The 23,870-nt window shown below is 50.8% G+C and carries 12 protein-coding genes; all 12 read right to left on the bottom strand.

What is annotated here, in order from left to right; translation table 11 throughout:
* Positions 1–65 precede the first annotated feature (65 nt).
* Complete coding sequence (locus tag ACT53G_RS00155; RefSeq protein WP_338656808.1) at positions 66–752, bottom strand: CAAX prenyl protease-related protein; 687 nt, start codon at positions 750–752, stop codon at positions 66–68.
* A 49-nt stretch (positions 753–801) separates the two neighbouring features.
* Positions 802–1,476: a hypothetical protein gene (locus ACT53G_RS00150; protein ID WP_476168366.1), complete on the bottom strand. Its 675-nt coding sequence runs from the start codon at positions 1,474–1,476 to the stop codon at positions 802–804.
* Positions 1,477–1,485: 9 nt separating this feature from the next.
* Positions 1,486–2,991 carry a putative porin gene (locus tag ACT53G_RS00145; protein WP_476155518.1) on the bottom strand — a complete coding sequence of 502 codons (1,506 nt, stop codon included), beginning with the start codon at positions 2,989–2,991 and terminating at the stop codon, positions 1,486–1,488.
* Positions 2,992–3,204: 213 nt separating this feature from the next.
* Positions 3,205–3,909, bottom strand: coding sequence for a TonB C-terminal domain-containing protein (locus tag ACT53G_RS00140; protein ID WP_476168365.1), 705 nt, complete (start codon positions 3,907–3,909; stop codon positions 3,205–3,207).
* 9 nt (positions 3,910–3,918) lie between these two features.
* On the bottom strand, positions 3,919–4,323 hold the full coding sequence (locus tag ACT53G_RS00135; RefSeq protein ID WP_194747416.1) for an ExbD/TolR family protein: 405 nt from the start codon (positions 4,321–4,323) through the stop codon (positions 3,919–3,921).
* A 3-nt stretch (positions 4,324–4,326) separates the two neighbouring features.
* On the bottom strand, positions 4,327–4,737 hold the full coding sequence (locus ACT53G_RS00130; RefSeq protein ID WP_018986307.1) for an ExbD/TolR family protein: 411 nt from the start codon (positions 4,735–4,737) through the stop codon (positions 4,327–4,329).
* Positions 4,738–4,747: 10 nt separating this feature from the next.
* A complete protein-coding gene (locus ACT53G_RS00125) occupies positions 4,748–6,424 on the bottom strand; it encodes a DUF2341 domain-containing protein (protein WP_476168364.1) in 1,677 nt (558 codons plus the stop codon).
* Positions 6,425–6,580: 156 nt separating this feature from the next.
* Positions 6,581–7,090, bottom strand: a complete 510-nt coding sequence (locus tag ACT53G_RS00120) for a PEP-CTERM sorting domain-containing protein (RefSeq protein ID WP_476168363.1) — start codon at positions 7,088–7,090, stop codon at positions 6,581–6,583.
* Positions 7,091–7,175: 85 nt separating this feature from the next.
* Entirely contained in the window at positions 7,176–9,473 is a 2,298-nt protein-coding gene (locus tag ACT53G_RS00115) for a 5'-nucleotidase C-terminal domain-containing protein (RefSeq protein WP_476168362.1), read from the bottom strand.
* Positions 9,474–9,542: 69 nt separating this feature from the next.
* Complete coding sequence (locus ACT53G_RS00110) at positions 9,543–10,310, bottom strand: PEP-CTERM sorting domain-containing protein (RefSeq protein WP_476168361.1); 768 nt, start codon at positions 10,308–10,310, stop codon at positions 9,543–9,545.
* A 57-nt stretch (positions 10,311–10,367) separates the two neighbouring features.
* Positions 10,368–13,451, bottom strand: coding sequence for an ExeM/NucH family extracellular endonuclease (locus ACT53G_RS00105; RefSeq protein WP_476168360.1), 3,084 nt, complete (start codon positions 13,449–13,451; stop codon positions 10,368–10,370).
* 286 nt (positions 13,452–13,737) lie between these two features.
* A complete protein-coding gene (locus ACT53G_RS00100) occupies positions 13,738–23,868 on the bottom strand; it encodes a filamentous haemagglutinin family protein (protein WP_476168359.1) in 10,131 nt (3,376 codons plus the stop codon).
* Positions 23,869–23,870 lie beyond the last annotated feature (2 nt).

Genomic DNA, 23,870 nt, shown 5'->3' with positions numbered 1-23,870 from the left:
AACGGTTTTTAATCCGCCGTCTTGAGCAAGACGCGCTGTTCAAGACAAACGCTTACACACTCGGTTCACCAATATTGCCAATGGTCACCAAACACTACCCACGCCCCTAAGAGCGCATTGGTGGTGACATGCGCAATGATTGCGACCCAGAGCACCTGGAAATGACGGTATAACCAGGCATATACCAATCCTGCCAACAGCCCTGCAAACCAGAGTTGATGCTCCACAGCGAATAATACGCTACTTAGCAGGATTGCATAAGTCGTGACTGCGGCAGGTGACACAGTCAGAAAATCGTTCGCATCCAGCCTGCGCATCAGATACGAACGCCAGAACAATTCTTCAATGACAGGCACAACCAATGCAGAACCCGCCCAACGGCACGCTAACCAGAACAGATCCTCCCCTGTCTGCATAGGCATCGCCACGATGGCTTGTGTCTCGCTCCCGCCCAACCAGACTGGGTAAGGCGCAACCCACAGCACAAACACCAGCACCCCCGCCAGTAAGGCAAGTCCGATCTGCGCGCGCGCAGGCTTGTCGGTCAACTCGCGATAATCGGCTTTAAAGTAGAACAGGCACGCCAAGGCCAGCAAGCAGCGACACAAATACGCCGCTTGCCCCGCCACCCCCAGCGCAGTGAAGAGATCCACTAACCAAGGCTGCAGGGCCAACAGCAAAATAAAGCCGATAAACGGAAAGATGCGCGCACATTCTGCGCGCGTGAACCAGTGATCAATTAAATGCATCATGCAGGCAAGCCTATCATCAAACCAGCTACCTGCCTATGCTGGAAGCCACTTAAGGCGTTGCAATTTTGTCGACCTTGTTTTCCAGTAACTGACTGTGTTTCTCTTGAAGGATATTCTCGAGTTCAACCCGCTTTAATTGAAAAAACGGCTCTGAACGCAGCACTTTTTGATAAAAACTGGCATTGTCATACAAATCCACCAACTCATGCCCATACGCATACAAACGGCTGTTTTTTTCTTCGCAGCTGGTCAGCTTCTGGTGGCTGTCACTCACTTTGGAAAGCAGTTGTTTGCGTTGCTGCTCGTTGCTCTCTTGCGTCGCATGTGCAAGCTTGAGTTGTTGTTCGGCCGCCTCAAGTTGCTGGTTCTTTTCGGCGAGCTGTGTTTGCAACTGTTTGAGTTGCGCAGATAACGCGTCTTTTTCCTGCAACAGCTTCTGATTGTCAGACTGCAATTGCTGGTTGCGTTTGAGCTGTCCCTGCAATTTGGCCGAATGCGAGCGCTGTGCAGACTGTGCCTGATCCAAGGCTTGCGACAAGCCCTGTTTTTCTTGCTCAAACTGCGATTGCAGGGCAGATTTTTCAGCCTCCAAATCCTGCTTCATTTTTTGCATGAGGATGGCGGCACGTTTGGCCGATTTGTCCTGCTTTTCTGCAGCAGCCGTTGGCTCTACACAGAGTCCAATCAAGCTCAGGCTCAGCAGGAGTGACGAGATGAGTTTCATACAGTCCCTTTAAAACCGGCCATTAAAGTCGAGGAAAAAGGTATCCACAGAGAATGGCAAACCAGAAATTTCATCGGCACTGACGTATCTGGAAGATAACCAGGCATTTTTGCCCAAGCCGTACTGTGCGCCCAAATAAAAGCCTTTGGCATCTGTGCCACCAAGACGGAAGTTAGAGTCGGTGAAACCATCCAACATAGCGTCAGCTTCAAGACGCCTATATCCCCCAAACACTTGCCAGTCATGCAGTTTTTTAATCATTGGATGCCCAACCATGAGCGCAAACTCATACCCCTCATCCTGCTCATCATATAATGTGTTGGTTCGACGCAATATTTCTTCTTGATCGAAGCCGATATTTTTAACATAGGCCCCATGCAAAATGACATGGACAGGATCGAAAACTGCCAAGTCGACCTCACCAGTAAAGTTGATTAGCTGAAACTGCGAGGCCAGCCCACAAAGTGAAGGATTGTTTTGACTGCCGCAGTTATTTCCAAACGGATTCATTTTAAAGGTACTGTTCCCCTTTTGTCGCCAGAGAGGAACAGTCGCGTCATAGCGTGTATCTCCAACAAACTCTCTCGGCTTACCTTCAACGTTTTTAAAATCATAATAGGCAACGCCAAGCTTCACCTTACTGTTGTTATCAGAGGTCCATTCAATCCCACCTTGCGCGGCATATAACCATTTATCGCGAGCCTTGTTGGTATCTGAACTTTCAATCTCTTCAATAGGGAAAGCTCCTGCTGTTGAGAAGAGTTGCCAGTGTTGGTTAAGTTTAGGATTGACTCTCGCTACCAAGCCATCAAATGCCAAATCAGGATCCCAGAGCAAGTCTGTGTTGAACGTCTGATTGCCAGTAAAGAATGGGTTGGCAAACCGGCCGCCTGTTAAGGTTAACCAATCATAGGGTTTAGCCTCAAGAAAAGCTCTGTCCAGCCCAAAGATAAATTTACCCTGCGAGAAGCCTTCTGTCTGGTTTGGAGTCACTGGCGTCTGTAGCATACCAGTGGTAAACCGAATACCACCATTCAACCAGTCATTAATATGTAGATTAGCGCCAAACAAGGCGCGAATACGCTGACGCTGTCTGTCTTCACTGGTGTTATTGACTTGCATATATTGCCTATTATTAGAAGCAAGATCTGCAGGCGTCACATTATTATCACTGAACATATCTTCCTGGTAGCGCAAACGCAGAGCCCCCGTCCACTCAACGCGATCAATCCACTCTGGAATCCCTAACCGCTCGCCTGCCTTGTAATTGAGTTTTTTCATCACCTCTTGCTCAATCTCAGCACGCATTTCGTTTTTGACATGCTCAGGCACATATTGCACGCGGATCGCTTTCGATTGCGTCGCCGCAGCTGGCGCATCTGGTGCTGCAGATTCGGCAACACTGGCCGCTTCTTCTTGTGCTTTTTGTTTGGCAGCTTGCGCTTGCTTGAGCAAAGCATCCGCTTTTTCTTTAGACAGTACACCCTCTTGTACCAGCAACTCGATCAAATTCATGGTGGTGGCACGCACCTCTTCCAGTGATTCACGTTCACCGGCGATTACACCCTGCGCTTGTGTGCTAAACAGGCCGGCCACCAGCCATGGAATCATCCAGTTCTTTGCTTTTATCTTCATATCTTTCCCTAGTTACTTTCGCTCTTTACCAAGAGGCTCTTTACTGCGAGGCTTGCGATCAATAGTGATTAACGCTGTTGTGTGTTCCGTACTTCATGACATGTTTTTCGAGGCCATTCTGACGATGACCTTTCTTGGCATATCCTCTGGCGCAGACTCTTTCAACGGCGGAATCCGGCTCAATACTTTGCGGATCAAGGCATCGGTTTCAGCATCACCACTGGAGTCAATCAATTCCGCATGATCAATGTCGCCCTGGGCATTTAAAAACACCCTGACATCGACCTGATACTTCACTTTGCTCAGTCCACTTTCTGCATCCAGCGCTTTCTTGATTTGCGCATCTACCTTGTTGGTAAACCAGGCAAACGCAGCCATATTCTTTTTGCCGCCAATTTTGGGACCAGTGGTGACGTCGCCCCCCTTGTACTCATTATTCACGGCACCGGACTGGAAGGGACTTGGGCCATCTCCCGCAGCGCCTTCCATCTTGAGGTTCTCGGCAGGCGGTGCTTCAACCGGTTTGGGCTCAGGCTCTTTGGGCGCTTCTTTCGGCTGCTCCTTCGGCGTTTCCTTGGGCGGCTCTTTAGGCGGAGGCGGCGGCGGTGGCGGCGGTGTGTCGGGTAGCAATTTCACAGTAGTGATTTGCTTTTTCTGCGTCGGCCCACCCGAAAACAGTTTTTTGATGCCATAAGCGATGCCAGCCAACACGGCCAACACCAATACAGCAATCAGGATGCGGGTCGCCCAAAGCCGTGCGGGATGTACCTGCGTGTCAGTGGAAAGGTTATCTTCCATCGCCATACCCTAGGTCCCAATTTTGCCGGTCACCAGGCCGACGTTTTCAATTTGCAAGCGGTTAACCAGATCAATCACGCCAATGACCCCGGCATAAGGCGCTTGCGGCTGGCCTTTGATCATGACGTTGAATTTAGGGTCCATGGCCTTGGCCTGGTTGAGTTGTGTCTCCAGTTCAGCCATGGTCACGCCAACCCCATTGATGGTGAGCGTGCCGCCCTGTTGTACCTGCACGATTTTGATGTCGTGTTTTTCAGTGCTGGGCTTGTTGGAAGGCTTGGGCAGATTCATGGTCAAGCCTTGCACCCCCGCCGTGGTCATCAGGATAAAAATCACCAGCAGCACATAGGCCAGGTCCAGCATGGGCGTGATGTTGATGGTGTCGTATGGTTGGGCGTCGTTCTGGACTTGCATGGCTTACTCCACCACTTTCTTGGTCACCAGGCCGACTTCGGTAATGTCCAGCCGTTTACAGATTTCCAGCACTTCAGAGACCTTTTCATAATGCGCAGCGGCATCGCCCTTGAGCACCACCGGCAGCTCGGGATTGCTGCTTTTGTATTGCGCCAGGCGCTGCTCCAGCTGTGCCATATCCACCGGGAACGCATCAAGGTAGACACTGCCATCACTGGTAACGGTAATCGCGCGCATTTGCGGTTTGGCCAAGGCAGCAGAGTTCACCGTGTGTGGCATGTCGACTTTGACGCCTTGCACGGACGCGGTAGTCATGATGATAAAAATCACCAGCAGCACATACGCCAGATCCAGCATGGGCGTAATGTTGATCTCGTCGTAGAGCTGGTTCTCTTCTTTGACGCCTTCTGACATCGCTTATGCCTTATTCCTTACCGTACAGTTCAGCGGTACGGGTAATGAACTCATCGACAAAAATCTGCATGGCGATGGTGATGTTTTTGACGCGGCTGGCCAGATAGTTGTAGCCAAACAGGGCAGGAATCGCCACGGCCAGGCCAGCCACCGTGGCCAGCAAGGCGGCTGCAATCCCCGGCGCAATCGCGTTCACGTTAACGTCACCGGCGGCGGCAATGGCAGCAAAGGTAATCATCACACCCACCACAGTCCCCAACAAGCCCAGGAAAGGTCCACCGGAAATCGCAATGGTCAGCAACACCATCATGCTGTTCATGCGCTGGGTTTCACGCACCAGATCGGCATCCACAGCGGCCTTGATCGCATCAATTGAGGCGCCGCCCAAAGCCACTTTGCCATCCACTTCACGTTTTTTGATTTCACGTAAGCCCGCTTTGTACAAGCCAAACAGATTGGAGTGGGTGTAGCTACCGGTTTTGTCCAGTGCCAGCAAGTCAGCCGCACTAGACTGTTGAAAGCGCTTGAGAAACAGGTCATTGTCTTTGTCAGTACGGCTCACCAGGCGTGCTTTGCTCACCATCACCCAGGCGCTGATGGCGAACATCACCGCCAGAATCGCGATCACCACTTTGGCGTCCACGGTCAGGCTGTTGATCAGAATGCCCATGTAGTTGGCTTCGCCGCCTTCTGCTTCTTCTTCCCCGCCAGCGGCTGCCACTTTCACCATGCTGGCATCCGCGCCTTGTGATTGGGCAACCAAGGTCAGCCAGGCGGCACTGCGGGCAGTGTTCGCCAACTGCAACTCATCGACTTCAGCATTCAGGTTTTCGCCCAGCGTGAATGTCGCAGCCGCTTGCGCATCGGTCACTGCTACTTGACCAGCAACTTGGCCATTCAGGTAAACCAAAGCCTGACCCGCCTGGAACACCAACGCCACATGCTGCCATTGGCCGGCCTTTAATTCGCCTGCTTTGGTCGTTGCGCTTCCAGCCTGCAAGGACAAGGCGCTACCATCCAGCTGCAGGCTGACATTGCCGCTTTTGAACAATACGGCGGTTTGTGGCAAGCTGGCAGGCTTAAGCCAGACTGACCAGGTGCTGCCATTGGCCAACGCAGGTACGGCAGGCAAAGTCAATGCCAATGGACTGTTATTCAGTACGGCGCTTTCTGCAATCAACCCGGCTTTTTGTACAGTCGCGTTGCCGCTGGCCGTCAGCTGGCTTGGGCCGCTATCCTTGAGCAAGGCATTTTCAGAGAAGGAAAACCGTGCCAGCAAGGCCGGATCATTCAGTGCCTGCGCATCGCTGGCGGCTGTGGCAGACTCATTGCCTGCTGCCAGATTGATAAACAAATCCTTGTTGGCCGAAGATACTTGCGGCAACACCACCCAGGCCACCGCCAATTCGTTGACGGCATCATATTTTTCCAGGGTAAACTTGAGTTCGGTTTTGTCATCCGCTGCAATAAAACGCAGATCAGTCCCATCCACATTGGCGCCGGTAAAATCAAAATTACCTGAATGCAGACGCACCAGCATCGGCGCCTGGTTGACTGCCTCTTTGATATTGGTAGTGTCTATGCTGATTTTCTGCTGGGTAGCCCAGTCTTTGTTCCATGCAGCCTCGCCGGAAACAGAGAGTGTGAGCCCTAAAATTGCAACCAATAAACCAAGTGTGTTCTTCATAGTTTTGCTGACAAGTGAATTTGAGCAGCAAGTCTAAAGAGTGAATGTTGCAGTCACATTAAGACAGGACTAGTCGGACTAGTTTTTTCTGACACATAGGCAGCGCGCAAAAAAGCCCGGCGAACCGGGCTTTTTTTGCTGCAAGTGCAAACAGAATTATGACTGACGGCGGGTAGCGATCCAGCCAATCATGCCCAAGCCCAGCAGCATCAGACCAGACTGGGTAGGCTCTGGCACTGCAGCTGCGTAGGTCAGGCTACCAGCACCGGACAAACCCAGTGTGGTGTCATAGGTAAAGTACGCATCGGAGGCATCAACACCGCCCGCGATAAAGCTAAAGCCAATCGCCGGGCTATTCGAATCCACAGACCACTCAATGCCAGTAAATACGCCATCTTGAAACACAGCCGTCGCACTGGATAAAGCCGGCGTGCCCAAGTCAAACAGGCTGCTGCCAAATTTGAAGTTCAAGCTGCTCAGGTTAATTAACTCAGTGCCGCTGGACAGCAGACCAGTATCATCAAAGCTGAATAAGCCTTGGTAGCTGGTGCCATTGTAATATCCGGAATCCACCAGGCCATTAAACTGCAGGGATTGAATAGCGGCTTGCGCAGGCATCACCACTGCCAGCAAGGCCACCAAAGTGAGTTTTTTGATCATATTCATTGCAATATTCCTCTAGAAAACTTTGAAATCGTAAAACTTTTAAATAGTAAAAGTATGCATTAGTAAAACTGTGAAAACTTGAGCGTTAAAGTGTGAAATCGCGAGCAGGCATCACTTGTTTCGCCGTCAGGCCTTTGAGCGTGAGCAGCGATCTGGCAGCGGCAGGGCCGGCAGCACCGTCACTGTCTACCCAAAGCTGCACACCGCCTGTCACATCCACCAGGCGCAGATAGCCACCAGTCAATGCGGTATTGGCAGACACCCCCAGTGAAGCCAGCAAGGCAGTTAACTGCACTTTGTCGGCATAAGGGGTAAAGTCAGTGATGGTGTCACCCGCTTCACGCAGACTGCTGTAGACAAACACGTCGTTACCGGCGCCACCTGTCAGCGTATCCACGCCCAGACCACCATTGATCACATCATCCCCCGCAGTGCCTACCAGCACATCACGGCCAGCCGTGCCCGTGCGGGTCACACCAGCAGTCGAGTTGGCAATCGCCAGGTCAATCAAACGGCCGCCTTTGTCGTACTGGTTTTCCAGGCCATAAAGGTTGGTGGTGATTTCATCGCCATCGGCATTGTTCAAGCGACCCAGACCGCCTTCAGCTTTAGGCGTCTGGATGTAATTAGCCAGGGCCTCTTGATAGGTAATGGTGAATGGGCTGTTTTCAAACACCACGCCATTGGCTGCAAACGGGTAACCATCGCCCCCGGCGGCCGTAAAGTCTATGGTGGTGAAAGAGAAGGTACGGCTATTGTTGACGACCACACCGTTATCAATCAGTACGGTGCCGTCATCCAGCACCACACGTTGAATGCGGCTACCTGTGCCTTGCGTGGTTCTGGCCGGGTTGCGGCTGTCGTAGATCACTTGCATGCCAGAAATCTGGGCATAGCGGCCATTGGCACGACCGGTCGGGCTGGTGTCGCCATAACCGTGCTCCAGCAAGTCTTTGAGCTGGGTCGCGTTCATGGCGGGTGCGCGTTTAACCAGATTGGTAAACGGCAGAATATTAAAAGTATCGCCGACGGACACGTTGCCAGCCGCAGCGATATTGGTACGGATGCCGCCACCGTTCTGAATCGCCACATCGGTTTTACCGGCAAAACGCATGGCATCAGCCACCAGATCACCCAAACCGGTTTCAGCATTACGCACGCCTGCCACAAAAGTGCATGGCAAAGCAGAACAGGACGTATGTGTGGGGCCGTTTAATTTCACCGCAGTGGTGCCGATGATTTGTGCATTGAGCGCATTGATATAGTTTTGCACGGGTGTCACCACCTTGCTTTGCAAGGTCGCATCCCCAGCCACGCGGTCAGCATCGGCGGCCGCGCCAGACACGCGCATCATCTTGCTGGATTCAACCGCTGTAAAAGTGCCTTTGGCATCATCAATCGTAAAATTGAGCTGGCCGACATACCGGTTACCAAAATGGCTGGTCATCACTGGCACATTGCGGCCATTGGCATCTACGGCATAGACCGGATCAGAATTATAAGTGGCACCGACTCCGCCGTTGATCAGCAGGTCATCTGGATCCACCATGAGTTCATGACCACCGCCAGACAATACCAGATCCACCCCGGACAATGCAGGGACCACGACATCAATTTCGTTAGCGGCATTTTGCAGATGGCTCATCAAGATGATGGTGGTCGCACCTTGCTCGTTACGCAGGCGATTGACTTCAGCCTGAATCAGGGGAATCAAGGCTTGCAGGTTTTGTGCCTCGGTGTGGTTGGCATCGTAGCCGATCACGCTGACTGCACCCGGTGAAGAAATGGTAGGCAACAGCGGAGTAGTCGCCCCGACCAGGCCAATTTTATGACCCGCTGCGGTGGTGATCACTTTGGAAGGCGCCACTTGACCGCTGGCTTTTAAAGCACTGAATTCAGCGGTGGCGTTAAAGTCCAGGTTGCTAGAGAGATAGGTGCTGCCAGTTACTTTAGCAAAACGCGCAGCCATTTGTGGACCCAGATCAAACTCGTGGTTGCCAAACACCATGGCATCAAAGCCAATCTGGCGCAAGGCGATCGCGTCATAAAAATCCTGACCGCCATCGCTGTAGCTGGTAGACAGGTTGTTCAGGCTGGCCGTGAAACGTGGACCAGGCAAAAAGGCATCGCCTGCATTGAGCTTGAGTACCGTACGGCCTTGGGCCACGGCTGCCATTTCGGCATTCTTGATCACGGTCGCCAGACGGTCGACGCCACCATAAAATGAAATTGCCTGGGCACTGGTGTCACGCAGGTTGCCCTGGGCAGACAGCAACCAGCTCTCCTGATCTCCCACATGCAACAGGGTCACGCCCTCAGCCCATACACTGCTGGCGCTCATGGCCAAAGCCACACACGCCGCTAATTGTTTCAGTTTAAACATGCTTTTCTCCACAAAGTGCCATGCACTTGCATGACACTCCTGACAAATGATTAATAGACGCTTTAGGGATTAACGGGATTGGCGACGACGTACCAGTGCCAACACACCCAGACCAGCCAGCAACATGCCTACGCTGTCAGCTTCAGGCACTGGCGTCACAGCAGCCACGGTAAACGCTGTGGTATTGGGAACCAATGCAGCAGAATCACTGTTGTTTACAGTGTCTACATTCCAGTTATTGACGTTAGCCACTTGTGCCTTGTAATCAGTAAAGTGATTCAGGCCACCACGTACACCGTTATACTCGGCGTAGTCAGGATTGCTGGAGGCACCGGCTTTAGCCGTCAATTCAATGGCGTTCACGCCTGCAGTCAAACCAGTGTTGTTCAGAGGGCCATGGGCATCAAACGTCCCGTTGGTAATGGCGCTCAAGAATGTGGTTGGTGCAGTCGCAGCAGTCCCCAGATAGGCGTAGACAGTTTCACCAGAGTTAGAGATGCCCCAATTGCTGTTACCGCTGACAGTCACGCGGGACAACACGCCGGTAGACGCTGACAGGCTGGTTTTATCGTAGGCGGAGAAACGCACCACTGTGCCTGCAGCAACGACGTCGCTGGACACCCACTGGTTGTAGCTTTCGCCACTGTTGAAAGCACTGCCAGTCCATTCGTTATCGCTGAAGAAAATGGTGGTGTTGGCGGCGATATCAACAAAGGTCACAAATGACAAACCATCTTCATCGGCATTGAAGGCCGTGAACATGATGTCGCCGGCATTCAGGGCCGCGTTGGCCTGGCTAGACAGCAACAAAGCTGCTATTAAACTGATTTTTTTCATCTTAAATATCCTCTCACTCGGTTTGTTAAAAACAACTTATTGATTTGTTATGGTTGATTACCAGCGCACATCGCGTTGTGCATCCAGTTGATTCATGGCTAATCCTTTCAGTGTGACCAGTGGTCTGGCGGTGGCCGTCCCTCCTGTGCCATCGGCATCGATTTGCAATTGCACGCCGCCTGATACGCTCACCCAGCGGGCGAAGCCATCGGCAAACGGCTGGCTGCCGCTGTAACCCAGGCTTTGCAGTAGTTCGCTGATCTGCAACTGGTCTTCACCTGGCGTAAAGTCGGTAATGGTGTCAGTGGCATCACGCATGCTCTGGTAAACAAAGGTATCGCGCCCGGCCAGACCAGTGAGGGTGTCCGCACCCAAGCCGCCGGTGAGCACATCATCGCCTGCGGTGCCGGTCAGCGTATCGCGCTGATTCGTGCCATTGACTGTTTTCACCAATTGCACGCCGACAATGACCGGGTCATGGTCTGATGAGCGGTATGGACTATCGCTATACAGGTCTTGCGGTTTGAATTCGGTGTTGTAATCAATCACCATGGGCTCGTCGGCATTGATGTGCCAGTGCGTGGTACCAGTCACTTGTGCCGCCATGCTGCTGCTGGCCAAGGCGTGGTCGATATAGCCAGACTCGCCATCAAACACATAGGAGTAATCACTGTCGCCACTAAAGCGGGCAATCTGGTCCTGCAAGCCGCCTGAGGTCAGGGTCAGGATAGGATCTTCTTTGCCATAGCTATTCAGGTCGCCAATCACCACCACATCCTGATCACCTGCTTGCGCTTGTACGGTATTGATAAATTGCAACAGACGATCGGCCTGAGCCACACGGCGCATGTTGTAACAGCCCTGACCATCGCCCTGATCGGCATTGCTACCGGAGGCATCGGAACAGCTCTTGGATTTAAAGTGGTTGACCAACACTGTGAATTTTTCGCCATTGGCCGCCTTGAAGGTTTGTGCCAAGGTTGGACGGTTGTTGATGCTGTCGTTATCAGACAAGGCCGCCGCAGCCGGGGTCAGCTTGGCAGGCTTGTAGATCATCGCCACTTTGATCGCGTCAGTCCCTGTGCCAGTGACTGGATCAGCAATCGCCGCATAAGTATTGGCACCTACGGCGGCATTCAAGCCATCTACCAGATTTTGGACAGCGGTGCTGCCGTTATTCTGGATTTCCATCAGGCCCACCACGTCCGCATTCATTGCACTTAATGCGCGGATGATTTTGTTACGCTGGCGGTTAAACTCGGCCAGGTTGTTGGCACCGCGGCAGTTAGAGGCAGAAACACTGCCGCCCAGGCTGCAGCCCTGGCCAGTTTGGCCGCTCGCTGTGGCGCCATTGGCAAAGGTGGTGAAGTAATTCAGCACGTTAAAGCTGGCAATCTTGAGATTGCCCGGCACGCTGGCAGGCGCTGCCGTACGTGGGTTTTCACGCTGGAACTGCACAGGCTCGGTAGGATTCAACTTGTAATCGCGTGGGCCGGTGCTGGAGGCCGTGATCAGGCCATAATCAATCACCCCGGTCAGGTTTTGCACTATATCGCCGGCGCGTAGCGTGTTGTCTTCACCGATAAACGGGATCGGGTTAGGATTTTGCGCACTGCTGCCGTCATCCAGCACCAAACGGCGACGGGCATTCTCATCCGCTAACTGGGCTGCTGCCGCAGAGTTGGCTGGATACAGATTGCTAGGCTTGAGCATGCGGCCATCCGCAGACAGCGTGACTTGACCATAGCGGCCCAAAAAGTAATTCTGTGAGGCGGTCATTGGGGTGGTGATACGCACCAGCATGCCCTCGTAGGCTTCCAGATCGCCCTCGGTCACTTCAGGCAGGCTAATGTCGGTCGGCAAGATGACATTGTTGCTGCTTAATACTTGCAAACCACTCACATTCACCAACTCAGTGATGGTATTGAACTCGGTCACGTTGGCCGTTAAGCGGATTTTTTGACCTTTGCTGACGGTAGGTGCAACGCCGGTTCCCAGGTACACAAACACACCGTCTGACGTCTGTGGATTGCCGTCACCGCTCGCATCTTGCAGATAAAACCCGTTCAGGCTTGGAAACACGGCTGTGACCACCCCCTCAGTGGTGACGGTTTGACCATTCAGCGGGCTCACAGAGGCGGTGCCCAAGGCGCTGCCCTGAATCTGGTAAATACGCGTGATATTGCTGTTTTTGATCGTGATATTGACGGTACAAGTCGCGGTCTGCGCTTCGTTATTAGCAAACTGGATATCGGCCGTATATTGTCCGGCTGGCAAGCTGCCATCCAGTTGCAAAGCGGCGCTGGCTGACTGGCCATCATTGCTGGCTGCGGCAAAATTAACCAAGCTCACGCCATTTGGCGCATTAGAAGCCAAGGTCGCTGCATTGACTACACTGTCAGCATCCGACGCCTGCACCTGGCCTGCACCTGTCTCGCCCACTTGCAGCGTAATCGCCGGGCAGGAAGTCACAATCGGTTGATTACCTGTGCTGCCGCCACCACTATTGCCGCCACCGCACACATTCACGGCCGTGCTGCTATTGCGTGGCGCAGGCGTGCCAGCGACAAAGTCGCTGCTGTTCTGGTTGGTATCCTGGCAACCGTCGCCTTTGCGCAACAAGGCCTTGCTGCTGCTAATCGCCGGCGCTGCTGAACCCTCAGCAAAGTTGGCCGTGCCATAGCCCACCAGATCAGCAATCTGCGCCAACTGGCTGCTGCTACATGGATTAGAGCTGCCATTACAAGTCAGGCCAGTACTGCTCTTAACCAGCACCACCTTGCCATTGGTGCCACTCATATCAGTGCCATTATTGCTGGCATCAGGCGTTGGCAAGGCTGAACCGTTAGCCGCACTACGCAAACCCACCAGATAATATTGACCCGCTTGCAACAAGCCAGACAGAGTAGTCACCCCATTGGCAGAAAAATTCCCCGTCCCTGTCGCGCTGGCATACTGCACAGACCAGCCACTGATATCAACCGCAGCGCTACCGTTGTTGAATAACTCAACGTAGTCCTGGTTATACACACTGCCCTGTCCGCCATACACCTGGCTAATCACCACCTCGGCATGTAAAGGAAGACTTAAAGAAGACCAGCCCAGACAAGCCAGCAACCAATGCATTTTTTTTAGTTTCATTCAGAACTCCGTCGTTATCCGCTCACGTAAAATCCTGAATACTTTAGCAACTTAGATTGCTGCCAATATTAATTTTCGCGCCATAACACTAGGTAGCTCGGACTATGAAAACTGCTAAAAAGAGGGCTAGATTTGTACTTTTTTAGTCTTGATTGACTATGTGGCCGCTAGTCCGTGTAATCAGAACAGCCCTTAGAAAGACACTTCTTCATGACTCAGCAGAGGTAGGGATCAGAAATAAAAACGCCCACCAAAAGGCGGGCGTAAAAGTGTAAACCGTCACCGGCTAATCTTCTAGGCGGATAGTTTTAACTGTCACAATCGGTGGCAATTCCTTGGGCGCAACGCTCTGGTTATTCATCTGATTGGCGATGTTCTCAGTCAGCGCATTGGTGGCCCCCGCTGAAGTATTGGTTGCACTTAAGGCGGCCCCGGCCAAGCTGCCAGTATCAGAAACCGGCACGCCAGCAGAAGTGCCAGCGGCAGAAATATTAGCTGCGTTGTTGATCACTTGCGCGCCAACAAACAAATCTGCACCAGATGAAACACCTGCCTCACCAGCATCCAGTGCACCTCGTGGCGCTGCCAGATAAACGGTGCCAGACTTTGGTGCAACCTGATTACCATTCGGCCCATCCGGATCATAAGTCTCGGTCGCCAAGCCACTGCCTGAAGCCACGCCCTTCACTTCAACAACAACATTACCGTTATTGTCGACATTCACAATCCGCTCAGGGATAGAGACTGCAGTTTTAGAGCCACGACCTGCATCAATATCACCGTTGTTGACCCATGCAATCAAGTCACCACCAAATAGTGTTTTGACTTTGGACTGATTGACTTCAAACCCTTTGTCCGCATATACATTAATATAGCCGCCGCGCTCAGTAATAACCCCAATTCCGTGAGGCAAATTGAGCGGGTCAGCAGCCACACCGGCGTTCAACAAGCCTCCTGGCAGCAGCAAGCTGATGTTACCCTCTCGTGACGTTACGATCTGGCTTTGATACATAGAGATATTGCCAGCATACGAATTTTGAGTTGGGAACAATCCGCCAATCAGCTCATCCCCGCGGGCGGTGTTGGCTGTCTTAACATAATCCTTGATGGCAAAGACCATTTCCTTGCTAAACACGTCATACACTAGTGGCGCCTGCTTGTTGGTATCCAATGTTAGGAACTGCTGCATGGCTTGATCAGCAGTCAGCACTTTGCCAGTGATGTTTTGCATATAAGCCCGTACAGTGGCATTGACTTTAGCACGGTATTCATTCAAAGCTGAACTATTTAGCAAGTTAGCAGGCCCTCTACCTTGTGGATCTATGTAAAGATTCACAAATCCTGCAATATCAGCCCCCTGCTCACCCAGGCCAGCAAGCACAGTAATATTGGCACCATTAGTCGGCAAGTTGGGGTTCACGTTATTGGCTCTCGACAAAATACCGGCAGAATTTCCCAAGTTAATATCCCGTCCGGCCTGCACAATCAACTCTCCTGGCCCGTTGATCTCGATTTTTGCAAGGGGTTGGTCAAACTGCATCACGATATCGTTGCCCGCTTTGAGATAGCTTATATCACCCTGGTTATTATGCTGAATAGAGGCATTCAAGGTCAGATTTTTGCCCGCAGAGATATAAGCTGGCATAGATGACTTGAGACCGAATACACCTGCTCCAGCAGATTCATCTGAAAGTGACCCAGGTGGTATGCCTGGCAAATCTACATTACCCGTCTTGGAAATAATCACGACGGAGTTTGCTGTCCCCGTATTAACAGAGCTTAGCTTGTTGCCAAACTTGATATCGCCAAATAAAACAAGATTGTCTGAGGGCTTACCACTGAATGGATTCTGAATGCTTAAATTATTTGTGGTATCAGCATTTGATACCAGAATTTGAGCCACAGGTTTATCACGGCCACCTGAAGAAACGGGGCCTACGATATCATCATGGGCCAACAAGGTCAGTCCGCCATTCACCGATGGAGCGAGAATCATCTTCTGAACAGTCAGCCCTCCTGAAAATGCGGTTGCTCGCACCTGACCAGGATGAATCGCGGTCATATCATTTTTAATAACGGCATCGAGGGAGTTATCAGAATCATCAAATAGCAAGTCACTATTCAAGCTTTCGGGACTACTTTGTCCAATGCTAAGATCACCCAGTAGAGAGGCCGCACTGAATGCACTGTGATCAGTGTAAGTATTAAAGAATGTTAGATTATTGCCGGTTGTCACCTTGCCATTTTGCATCCATAGCGTTGGGTTATACACCGTTTCGATCAACGCATTCCCTTTAGCACGTACATCGGCCTGTGCATCTTGTAAGGCGATTGATGTACCCGTATTCCCAGTTTTCTCAATGGCTCCATCCACGCGAATATTTATTGCACCACGGCCACTATAATAAATACCATTGGTCAGATTACCTCCTGCCTGAATATTCAAATCACCGCCGCCATTGACTACAGAATTACCAGTCGCACCAGCACCAACCGTATCATATTGCGCGTTGGTTGCTGAAGATGCAGACAAATTCGAGATATTATTACCCGCTTGAATGTTGACATCTCCCCCAGCCAAGGCAGCCACCCCCTGATTAAAGAGATCAGCCCTGATCCACCAACTTGTGTCAGCAATTGCACTGCCCTGTCGAGATAGCCATTCGTTCACAGTCTGCCCTGATAGCACACCAGTGATGTCATTCCCAGCACGAAGCGCAATATCACCGCCATTATTCACATAGCTACCATTCACGTTATAGGAATTTTTATCCCGTGAAGACTCAGCAGTGCGCGGTGCAGTGAAGCCATTAATGTTTGAGACCGTTTTGCCCAAGGTGTAAATATTGGCATTTGCTGCGAGCTCAATGTTATTTCCTGCAACTACCGTAATATCACCTTCTCCTGTCCGAATCAGCTTACCGCTTGCAAGGGTAACATTGCCAACACCGTCCTTTGTGCTTGTTTGGTTAGCTGCAGTAAAGTCAGCACCGGCGATTAAATTGAAGTTAAAAGTGGATGTGTTGGGCTGTAGAATGCCCGCCGTCGACGCAGTGTTAAAGCCATCACTCAAAGAGCCGTTCATGGCAATATTCCCAGCCGCCCGCAGGGTTAACGTTCCGCCTTTGCCTGCTTGTAAGGTACCAAAGCTACGTAAGTTCTGATCAGTTGTGGCTGTAATGCCTGTCGTACTTGTGATCTCAATATGTGGCAGCACTTTAACCGCCAGGCCATCTTGTGTGCTTGCATAGCTACCTGCGTTTTGGTTTGCATTATAGAAGTTGTTGGTATCATTAACCAACCCGACAATGTTGCTATTCAAGGTCGTACTGGTGTAGGTTTTTACTCCCTCTACTCGAACTTCTCTAGCACCCTTAATAGTACCTGTTGTGTTAACAGCCACATTGACCGTATTTGCTGATCCCGTCGTGCCACGACGTCCTCGCAGGGTCACCGAGCCATCTGCACCGTCTAAGCCTCCATTATTGTTAGCCTTTTTATCATAGCCACTTACGTCAATGATTGCTCCTCGATCAGCTGAGACCGCATTCGTTGTGCTCAAGCTGTTTGAAGAAAGCAAGATATCGCCGCCAGACCCCGTCTGCATATCCCCAGCGGATTGATTGGCTTGCAGGCCGCGCGCAGTAATCTTTGCCGTGTTGGCGAGTTTGACCAGGCCATTTGCGTAAATCTCGACATTGCCACCCTTGTTACCATCAGCGTTAATGGCCCCGGCAATAGTGGCATTCCCGTCATCCACACCCAGTGTAAAGCTCTTGGCAGTGACCGTATCACCTGCCTGGATATTGACATCGCCCGTTCTGACCCGAATATCACGGGATTGATTGAACTGCCCCGCTTCTAGAGCTTTATTCACAGCACTGAAATTGCCTAGTGATTTAACATCCAGCTTAAACTCGCCAGCACGCTCATTTGCGCTAGCACCGCCTTTGAGGGAGCCGTCGGCAACTAGGAACTCACCATTCTTTGCATTGATAGTCAGTCTACCAGCCTCGCCTTGCTGGCTGCCGCCTGAAACATCAATCAGTGCATTTTGTGCAATATCGACATTGCCCGTGCTAGAGGTAAGGTTCACATCACCGGCATCCGTGGTTTTTGTATGCGTTTTATCAAACTGTACTGTAGCTGAGCGAGTGATAATTTTTCCACTAGCACCTAATTTCAAATCCCCATTGGTGGAGGTAGCATTCAATTGACCAGCCAGTAACTCAACCGTATTGTTAATGGTAGTTTGAGCCGCGGTGAGTGAAAGTTTGCCCCCAATGCCTGTGGTTTCTGCCAGCGTATTGCCATTTGAGTTTGTGACCAGGCTACCGCTGGCATTCACCACATACTTACTGCCTGTTTCTGCGGTAACTTTTGCTGCACTTAACTGCGTTTGACTCGCTTGCACTGCTAACTGACCAGCACCCGCAGTAGTAATCGCTTCTTGCGCATTGATATTGACAGTCTCAAAACCTTGAACATCAAAGCGTTGCTGATTGCCTTTAACAGACTGGGTGCCACCGAGCACAGTATTTTTGGTACTCAACACCAGGGTGGATATACTTGGGTCCGTAGGCGCATTAAAGGCGCTACCATCTTGGGTATTTTTTAAAGTCAGCGTGTTGGCACGGATTTGCACATCGCCATCACCGTGGTGGGCCAATCCACTGGTATTGAGTGTGAGGTTTAATTGCTCACTACCAAGATTTACTGCCCCATAAATATCAATATTCTGATAGCTATTGAGGTTTAATTTGCTCAGGTCACCAAAAGCAAGCAGGGTTTGCTGGTCCAGCCTTGTGCCGTCTACTGCCGGAATATTATCGCCTAGCAGGAAACGATTAGTGCCCAAGGTGAGGGAACCACCTGTGCCAACGCGGATATCACCGTTCAATGACAGCTGCTGACTGGCGTCAAGCACGGCTGAGCGGCTTGCCTCGATATTGGCTCCAGAACCAACTACCATATTTCCAGAAGCCGGCGTCGCGTTATTACGGTCAAATTGAAGATCGTTCACTGAAGAAATCGCAATAAACGCCCCAGCCCCATCGGTTTGTAACTCACTGATACTAGCGCTATTGCCCGTACGTTCAGTCGTTTTAACAGACGCGCCATCCTCCAGGCGAATCTCGTTTTTGGCGGTAACCAGCAACTCTTTCATCACAACACCATGGTCAGCATCGTTTGAGAAGGTGACATCGGAGGCATTGGTGGTAATGGTCTGTTGATTACCTTTTACCGTTCTGCTGCCACCCAACAACACGCTGTCAGCTTCAATCTTACTGAGCTGATCAGCACCCAGGGTTAGCACCCCCGCTGTAGTCCCGCCTGGGGTAGAAACCACTTGAATACGATTAGATGAGATATCGACCAGCGCCCCTCTGCCGCCCGCTACCGCCTGGCCCGAGATTTTACCATTCAGCCCCAGTTGATTCAGAGCCTGGATGGAAAGTTGACCTGCATCTTTTGCCAGGGTAAGCGAGGTGTTATTGGTGGCAGCCTGTTTTGTATAAAAATCGTTTAAATGTGTTAGCAGGTACTCTGCCGGACCTTTGTAGTCTTTGGTGCCAGCATTCTTGGTAAAGATGTTACCGTTGTAGACACTAAAACTATTAAACTGGCCACGGCTACTGTCATCCAGGCGGGTAAAATAACCAGACATCAGTGATCCGCCATCCAATTGAGCCAGCGTAGTGTTGATCGGTGTCTGTGTATCAGTTACCTTCACCAAATAAGCACCTGGCATCAGAGCATAATGGGCTGGCAATAATGTGTATTTGCCCGCAGCTAGCCCATTCCCTCCCGAGAGATAAATGGCCCGCCCGACAGTCACATCGGACTCACTCTGCATATTAAAGTCATAAGGCGCATATTGATTGCCCAAGCCCGGCAGCACAGCATAGTAACCAGGCTGGTTCAGCACATCCACCGACCCGCCTATGCCCGGAATAAACTCATAGGCCAACATGTCGCCGCCACCGGAAATATCCACGGTAGCTCCTTGCTGCATATTGACGTTTTTAGCATTTAGAAGAATCTTCTTGCCAGAATATGGCGAGGCATCACTTCCCGTACTGTCTTTGTCTGGCACCAAACGACTGCCACCGAGTGTAGTCACCAGATAAGGAATCAGACTGTTATCGGCAGAAACTGAGGTCAGGCTATTTTTACCAAGCACTAATCTTTCTGTGGCATTGAGGTTAATTTCGCCCAGCGGTGCTCGCAAGGTTCCTGCTTGATCAATCAGATCGGCTGTGAGCGTTAACTTGCCTTGTGCAGAGAGCGGAACTTGACTGCTGGCTTGGGTGCTGTTTTTGACCTCAATGACCGTGTTAGTGCCAGTGGGAGCAATGTTAAATGCATGCGAAGTCACTGGATAAATCTGAGCCGCGTCCATGAGCAGCTTTTGCGGGGTGATTAACGAGCCGAGATTACCGGATTTGCTACGTATGCCTCCCAGGCGTATATCGCTGGTACTTTTAAGTCGCAACTCATTGATATCGGTAAAAGCGACATTACCAATCACATCAATAAAGTTAGCGTTCAAGTTTAAAGCACCTGAGCCTAGTGCTGGGGTACTTACAGTGCTGGCATTACTATTGGTAATCACCAATGCCGATGTATTAATGGTTGCAGCGCCCGAAAATGAGGACGCATCCAGTGTTAGAGACACTGGCACATTCAAATTCAGCCCTTTTTCAAAAGTGATCCCACTGTTTGAGTTTTCAACGACGTTATCGACACGTAATGCCACATGGTCAAACCCACCTTCGGTAATTTGCTGTGCAGAAATCTGGCCTTTACCCACGGCGTTCGTCAATGGCTTTTGAGGGTCAGAGGTATCGATCAGATTACTGGTTAATGAACCTGGCGTATTATTGCCAGCTACCGTTTTTCGCTGTTGCGTCACGGTTAACAAGCGTTGCCCTGCCGTATACAAAAGTGGATTGTTGGTATCTCCTTCTGTACCACTGAGTGCAACATCTGTTCCCAAATTCAGCGACAATGATCCCGCAGCACCTTTGCCACTGGCTTGCCCCATGAGCTGCCCATCTAACGCCATACCATCTCTGCCAGCCAACTTGATGGTTCCTGCATCACCATCAACCTGCTGGCGCGCAAAACCACTTGAGACCGGCAAATCAATCGCACCCGATACCGCTGACACATCAAGTTGGCTACCCTCTTTAAGTATCAGAACCCCATTTTCAGCGGTCAAGGAAATCGTGCCGGCATCCGCCACCGCCCGATCCCTGAAAGTCCCATTGAGAGAAGGTGGCGCAATATAAGCACCCTTCGCGCTGATCAGGGCATTTTCTCCGACAAAGAGACTCAAAGTCTTATCAAATTTACCATTCGGAATATTAGGACTGCCAGCTTGTGATTTGATGGCCAATGTCACGTCAGCTGTGGGTGCAATAATACCCCCCAGAATAGTCATTTGCCCATAAGAGCTGATGTTGACGTTTCCTTTGCTACCATTGGCGGTAACAGGCGCATCCGTGCGGATGGTCGCATTTTCATTCAACAGAAACTGGTTACCGGCATTCAGAGTGAGGGAGACAGGTAGCCTGTTGTATGAAGGCATCATCACGGTTGCGGTTAGATTATCATCCATCAGGCCGCTTGAACGGCCACTTGCCACATTGCCAACCAGGCGTGTCGCCTGTTCTGGATGAATTTCTGTGATACGTCCAGATTGATCTCCAACTGAGATCGAACCAAAGGAATTATTCACATTACCATTTTGATTATCAATGGTATATTTTGAGAAGCCGCCTGATTTGAAAAAGCCTTCCGACAACCAGAGTGTATCTGCCTCCTGAGGATTGTTGCCACCTAGTTGTATATCCTTCACGCCACTGGTGCCACCTTGACCTTGCAAATGCACCGTCAACTGACCACCATTGGTTTGCGTATTGCCACTGGTGATACCGTAGGAAGTGATCTCACCATCAGCAAGGGTATTCTGAGCCAGGGTCACATCCACATTACCCCCCTGGGCTGAAACCACCTCACCAGTCTCCTTTATCCAAACGCCCGCGCTGGCATCAATTCTGGAACCTTTCCCCATGACTAGGCCATCTGCGATGGTCACATTGCCGCCTTTGGTGACTATCAGATTTTGCATTGCGCCGGACACACCAGGCGTGTCATTTGTAAAAAGCCCTGCAGTGCTGATTTTGACATTATCAGCCAATACCACATTAGCGGTGTTACTCGCAGACAATTTGACTTGTCCACCTGATGTGGTGATATTCTTGTTTACATTAACACCTGCCCCGCCATCAATATCTATAGTCCCGGACGCGACAGTCTTAATGGCGCCATTGATATTGACTTGGGCAGAGCTGGCGGTCACTTTGAGATTGTTCAGGCCTTTTGAAAATATACCAGTGCTAAGCTCTGTTTGCTGCTGTTGCTCGTTGGTTAATACTGAGTCTTTTGTAAATCCATCAGATAGTCTGGCAATCTGATCATTAATATTAAAAGTACCTGAGCCAATGTAATCAATTATCAATGATCCACCTTGCGGGGTCGCTTTGGCATAGTCACCGCGCTGATAGGTACCGATAGTTCTATTTGCAATCACATCACCTTGAAACGCAAGTGCTGTTGATGCGACATCAAGTTTGCCAGCGTCAGCCCCCTCAACGTACGCAGCCTGATACTGCCCGTTAACATTGCCACCCAGATCCCAAGTTCTGGTCACTCCCCAGCGCTCACTGGTAATCGTATATTGGTCGTTAATACTGGTGTAAGGAACGCCCGCCACCGCTTCTGACGCACTCACCCACTTGCCGTTGTAGAGTAGGTTGCTTTCCCGGATATTACCCGCTGTATATCTGGTGACCCCGGAAGACAGGTCCACCACAGAGCCTGCTTTTGTCACTACGCTATCGGCAACGAGCGATACCGTACCTCCAGTAGTCATACGTTCGGCGATCGTACGTTCCTGAGACAGCAAGGCATTGTCAATGACAGATTGACTGATAATAGCGGTCCCTTTTCGTACATCCAGATACAATTTTTTGCCGAATAATGGCCCCCCTCTCAAAATAGGCGAGTCATTCAGTTGTTGCGAGTACAAATCAATCACCAGCTGATTACGAGACATTGGGGCAGTGGCATCCACGCCAGAGACATCAATGACTGCTTTATCGCCCACAAAAAGTGAGGTCGTCCCTGTATTGGTTTTGCCAGCCACATTAATATTGCCGCTGTTGGCAACAACGGCGCCCTCAATGGCAATATTTCTGCCTTGAATATCAATCTTGGATTTTGTAATTTCCTGCGCTTTTTTAACGGTTTCAGTATCATTTACCGCCACACTGACCTCTGTGCGGCTCCCCTCACTAAGCGAGACATTGCCGTAAATGTCTGTCAATGCGTCATTATATTTTTGAATTGACTTGGCTTTTAGGAGAATTGACCCGTTAGCGCGCACTGTAGTAGTGGCAGAGATCAGACCCTTCTGATTTACCGCTAAACCGATCATGCTGGCATTACCGTTTTTAACAATCACATCTCCAAGGTTGGTCGCTGTCCCCCCTGATTGCACCTCAACCAGCAGGCCCGCAAACTTATCCAGCGTGCTCAAGTAAACCGTTTTACCCGCCGCAAGAATGGTCTGACCATCTGGAGTTGTAATCACCCCACTGTTTGTGACATCAGGCGCCAGTAGCATTACTCTGCCGCCATTGGCCGAGGTAATGGTGGCGCCTTTGGCAACATCAATCACACCAACAGCATCGGCAAACGAGAACACTGGCTCGGTCTTATTCGATAAAATACCGTTTTTATAGATGTTTTCTATATTATTATTTGCAAGATCATCCAACGTTGTTGCCGTTAACGAGCCAACATTCACCTGCGCACCGGCGCCGAAATAAATTCCGTTCTGGTTGACAATATAAACATGCCCACCATTAGGTGTATTCAGTGCTCCGTTAATATAGCTAGCACCATTGCCCATCACACGATTTAATACGCTTGATGAAGAATCTGGCATATAAATATTGACGCCAGCTTTTGAACCAATATTAAAGCTATCCCAACGAAGTACCGTATTTTGAAGCGTTGTAGTGATGTTCATGGTGTTATTCACTGGCGTCGGGATAGTCACGCCTGCGGGTAGCTTATAATCACCACCAGAATACTGAACCGGCAATGTATTTTCATCCATCGCCAATAATGGCGCTGACATCCAGCTCAAACACCCTGCCAGCAACAAGGCCGCACTGCCTGTTGAAATACGCCATAGCGGTCGAAGCATCACCTCAGCCTGATGATAGGTATCGGCTGCGCCTGACAAGGTGACTGTTTTCTGATGTGTACGCGCAAACTCGGCAATCGGCACCAGCATGCCTAGACGTTTGCTAAACACCAATTTAAATCGTAACTTGTTCATCA

This window comes from Methylophilus sp. DMC18 (genome assembly GCF_056314005.1).
This window is presented reverse-complemented; position numbering and strand designations above follow the sequence as displayed.